Here is a 3,787-nt window from a genome sequence, read left to right as displayed (position 1 = left end):
CACGCAGGTTCGCTTCCCGATGGATACCGCGGTGCGCACCGTCTATGCCGAGGATTCCGGCGGCGAGTAGGTGGCGTGTGTCCACAGATGGGTGACGGCATAGGCCCGCCACGGCCTCCACTGCTCGGCCCGCTCAGCGGCTTCGCGCGCGCTCGTCACCTGCAGAGCGCGCCGGAGAACGAGATCGCCGGACGGACAAGCATCGCGGTCGCCGAGTCGCAGGGCCAGATAGTCGACGGTCCACGGACCGATACCGGGGAGCGCGAGGAGATCTTCGGTGAACGACGGCTGCTCCGGACCCACTCCGTCGGCCACGGCTCGGGCCAGTTCGGAGACGGTGCGGGCACGGGATCGCGTTGTGCCGATAACGGCACGCAGTTCGCTCTGCTCGACGCCCGCGAGTCGGTACGGCGCGGGAAAGCACCGCAGCCCGCCCGGTGCGTCGTCGCCGAACGCCGCGACGAGACGCCCCGCGAATGTGCACGCCGCGGCAACACTCACCTGCTGCCCGAGCACGGTCGCCACAGCGGTGGCGAACCAGTCGGTGGTACCGACCACGCGCAGACCGGGATGGGTTCGGACGAGAGGCCCGAGCACGGGATCGGACGCGAACGCCGCATCCACGACGGACGGGTCGACCCCGAGATCGAGCCACGTCCGTATCGTGTCGCCGACGTCGGCGGCATCTGCGCGACCGGCAGTCTCGACGAGAATCTCGAGATGCCGCACATTCCCACCCTTCCCGAGCGCGGATATCGCCAGGTCTCCGAGGCGGACGGTGACGTGTGCGGCACCGCCGTTCGTGCGGATCGCGCGGCGGTGGGTGCCGGTCGTGCTGTCGTGCTGTTCGTAGCCGGGAACGGTGTGGTTTCGCAGCGACGCCAGCATCGGCCCCACCGCAACGGGTTCCGCCACCGGGATGCGAAAGGTTGTGGTCATGCCACCGACTCGAGTTGCAGCAGTGCCTTCTTCGCGTCGACTCCCCCGACGTACTGCCCCATACTGCCGTCGCTGCGTACCACCCGATGGCACGGCACCACCACGGGCAGTGGGTTCTTCGCGCACGCCGTACCGACCGCCCGCACCGCCCGAGGGCTGCCGGCAGCGGCCGCGATCTCCGCGTAGCTCGCCGTGTGCCCGTATTCGATGTCGGGTAGTCGCGTGATCACTTCGCGGCGGAATCCGTCGGCGAGACGCAGATCGAGCGGGAGTTCGAAGTGTGTCCGGGTACCGGCGAAGTATTCGTCGAGTTGCCGGACAACGGGGTCGAGTCGCCGCGGTGCGTCGAGGACGCGCGGACTGATCCGGCGGGAGAGTTCGTCGAGCACGGCGTCGGATCCGTCGGCAACGTAGGCGACCCGCACAAGTCCGACAGTGGTGGTGGCCAGCAGGAGCGGACCGACGGGGGTGTCGACGACGCGGAACGCGACATCGAGCAGTCCGGCTGCCCCGGCGTCGAGTACGAGCTTCTCCCGCAACCACGCGAGGTCGGTCGGGCCGACCGAGGGTTGTGGAAAGTTCATGAGCGACATCCTGTTCCGTATTCGATCCGACGACGCAACGCCGTCCGCCCGTCGGCTGCCGCGCGACGCGCCGCAGCAGGGCTGTTGCCGAGGATCGTGCCGATCTCGGCGTAGGGCAGGCCGCCGACGTAGTGGTAGACCAACGCCGCCCGTTGTGTGAAGGGAAGCTCTGCAACCGCGGTCCACAGCTCGTCGTCGCCCTCACCGGGATTCCCCGTGGTCGACGTGGGTTCGGGCAGGTTCTCGGTGGGTACCGGGGTTCGCCCGCGCACGCGGTGGATGTCGACGGCCTTCCGGTGCGCGATGGTCACGAGCCACGCTTCGACATTGCTGCCCGGCGGAAGTTCGGGATACGCGCGCAATGCCGCGAGGAAGGTCTCGGACCAGGCGTCGTCGGCGTCGACGGATCCGAGCAGTGCGCGGCAGACCCGGAGGACCGTCGCGCCGTGGCGGGTGACCACCTCCTCGAACGGCGGGAGGCTCGTCCGCACTATGTGATCAGGCAGAGACATGGGTGTCGCCGGCGACTCCGGCATCGCCGGAACGCAGCACCTGCGCTTCCTGGTCGAGCAGGAACCGTTTGCGCTCGATGCCGCCGGCATAGCCCGTGAGCTTGCCGCCGATGCCGATGACGCGATGGCACGGGACGATGATGCAGAGGGGGTTGCGGGCATTGGCCGCGGCCACCGCCCGTACCGCAGTGGGCCGGCCGAGGGCGAGCGCGATCTCCGAGTAGGTGCGTGTGGTGCCGTACTCGATCGTCTTCAGCGACTCCCACACCTCCTGCTGGAAGGGGGTTCCGGCGGGAGCGATCGGGACGGTGAACCGAGTGCGACGACCCGCGAAGTACTCCACGAACTGGGCGATCGCCTCGTCGAAACCATCGGCCACCTGCTCACCGAAACCGGTGCGATCGGGCGCGGGGCGATGCTCGGCCATGTACACGCCGCTCAGGACGCCGTCTGTGTTCACCAACGTCAGCTCGCCGATCGGTGAGTCGATCACGGTGTGGGTGCGCAATGCGGTCACGGCTTCGATCCTTCCATTCGGTGTGTGCTCCGTACCGGGTAGACGAACGGGACGCCGAAAATGTGAGGTCCGTGATCACGATGACCGGTCGTACTGCACTATGGCGACATGATCTCGCTGCCTGTGCCCGCGCTCGGACTCTCGGTCGCCGGTTCCCTCGTCGACGTCACCCGGACCGTGCTCGGACGCACACGCGAGACCGCCGAATTCGCGCTCTCCATCCCGGCGCGGGTGGACCGCCTGCTCGACGACGCCGAATCACTCATCGGCTCCGTCGAGTCGTTGATCCGCCGCATCGACAGCGTGGTCACCGACGCCACCGACATCGTCGAGGGAGCATCGGTGGCTGTCGCACAGGCGACGCAGGTGATCGCCTCGACCATCGGTGTGGTGGAGGAGGCCGCCGACGCGGTCACCCGCGCAACGGAGATCATCGACTCCACGGGCGGGGTCGTACGCGACGCGACGACCGTGGCGTCGGATGCGCGAGTTGTCGTCGAATCCGCAGGTCGCAGCTCCGATGCCGCCGCGGAGCTACTCGAGACCTACCGTCCTCTCGCCGATCGGGCGGCGCCGCTGGCCACCCAGTTCGTCGAGGAGTTCTCGGCGGTGGAGTTGCACGCCGCGATCAGGCTCATCGACCGGCTCCCCGAGATCACCGAGCGGGTGGATGCCGTGCTGCCGATCATGGCCACACTCGACACCGTCTCACCCGAGATCCACGAACTGCTTCTCGTCGCGAAGGATGTCCGCCAGGCCATCGTCGGCGTGCCCGGCTTCAACTTCCTGCGCCGACGTGGGGAGGAGAAGGAAACCAACGGTGACGATTGACCGCACCGCGGTCGGCGACGATCGACCGCACCGCGGTCGGCTCTACCTGTGGGCTGTGGAGAGGAACTGGTGCGTCGCCGCGTCGACGATCTCGTCGGGCGTGATGGCGATCTCGTCGTTCAACCAGGCGGTGACCAGTTCGGCCAGGCCACCGACGAACAGCAGTCCGTTGATCTCACCGCGTTCGGGCGGCCACGCCCGGTCGCCGAACATGCGGGTCGCTTCGTCGGCGACCATCTGGGCGAAACTCCGTAGCGACGCTCGCCTGTGGGTGCGCAGGGGCTCGAAGCCGGCGGACTCGATGAGCGAGACCCGGCCCTTACGCGGGTCGTCGGTGAGGATCGCGACGAACGACGCGATGGCGTTCCGCACGAGGTCCTCGAGTGTGCCCGTGCCCGTCCGGA

5 protein-coding genes and 1 pseudogene are annotated in these 3,787 nt (G+C 68.3%); 1 reads left to right on the top strand and 5 read right to left on the bottom strand.

All coding sequences use genetic code 11. The annotated features are described in order from the left end of the window. Window positions 1-42: 42 nt before the first annotated feature. From R1101_RS0118260 to R1101_RS0118245, 4 genes are read right to left on the bottom strand one after another with little or no spacing between them, the layout of a single operon-like run. A complete protein-coding gene (locus tag R1101_RS0118260) occupies window positions 43-939 on the bottom strand; it encodes a DNA-3-methyladenine glycosylase family protein (RefSeq protein ID WP_026003441.1) in 897 nt (298 codons plus the stop codon). Further along, window positions 936-1,532, bottom strand: coding sequence for a methylated-DNA--[protein]-cysteine S-methyltransferase (locus R1101_RS0118255; protein WP_016934793.1), 597 nt, complete (start codon window positions 1,530-1,532; stop codon window positions 936-938). The genes R1101_RS0118260 and R1101_RS0118255 overlap by 4 nt, the downstream gene beginning before the upstream one ends. Further along, the gene (locus R1101_RS0118250) at window positions 1,520-2,035 is read right to left on the bottom strand and encodes an RNA polymerase sigma factor (RefSeq protein ID WP_026003439.1); all 516 of its coding nucleotides are present in this window, start codon (window positions 2,033-2,035) and stop codon (window positions 1,520-1,522) included. Before R1101_RS0118250 ends, R1101_RS0118255 begins: the two co-directional genes overlap by 13 nt. Continuing rightward, window positions 2,022-2,552 (bottom strand): methylated-DNA--[protein]-cysteine S-methyltransferase, encoded by a 531-nt coding sequence (locus R1101_RS0118245; protein WP_016934791.1) that lies wholly within the window; start codon window positions 2,550-2,552, stop codon window positions 2,022-2,024. The genes R1101_RS0118250 and R1101_RS0118245 overlap by 14 nt, the downstream gene beginning before the upstream one ends. Before the next feature lie 108 nt (window positions 2,553-2,660). Between R1101_RS0118245 and R1101_RS0118240 the strand changes: the two genes are divergently transcribed. Further along, window positions 2,661-3,383 (top strand): hypothetical protein, encoded by a 723-nt coding sequence (locus R1101_RS0118240; RefSeq protein ID WP_016934790.1) that lies wholly within the window; start codon window positions 2,661-2,663, stop codon window positions 3,381-3,383. Between the two features lie 42 nt (window positions 3,384-3,425). On the opposite strand, the pseudogene R1101_RS0118235 reads toward R1101_RS0118240, so the two are convergent. Further along, window positions 3,426-3,787, bottom strand: a pseudogene (locus R1101_RS0118235) (TetR/AcrR family transcriptional regulator); the annotation flags it as partial.

Source organism: Rhodococcus sp. R1101, from assembly GCF_000278445.1.
Taxonomy (GTDB): domain Bacteria; phylum Actinomycetota; class Actinomycetes; order Mycobacteriales; family Mycobacteriaceae; genus Rhodococcus; species Rhodococcus gordoniae.
This window is presented reverse-complemented; position numbering and strand designations above follow the sequence as displayed.

What these genes read in the sequence shown, in the direction of transcription:
- R1101_RS0118260 (WP_026003441.1), bottom strand. Translation starts at nt 939, where the DNA reads ATGACCACAACCTTTCGCATCCCGGTGGCGGAACCCGTTGCGGTGGGG.
- R1101_RS0118255 (WP_016934793.1), bottom strand. Translation starts at nt 1,532, where the DNA reads ATGTCGCTCATGAACTTTCCACAACCCTCGGTCGGCCCGACCGACCTC.
- R1101_RS0118250 (WP_026003439.1), bottom strand. Translation starts at nt 2,035, where the DNA reads ATGTCTCTGCCTGATCACATAGTGCGGACGAGCCTCCCGCCGTTCGAG.
- R1101_RS0118240 (WP_016934790.1), top strand. Translation starts at nt 2,661, where the DNA reads ATGATCTCGCTGCCTGTGCCCGCGCTCGGACTCTCGGTCGCCGGTTCC.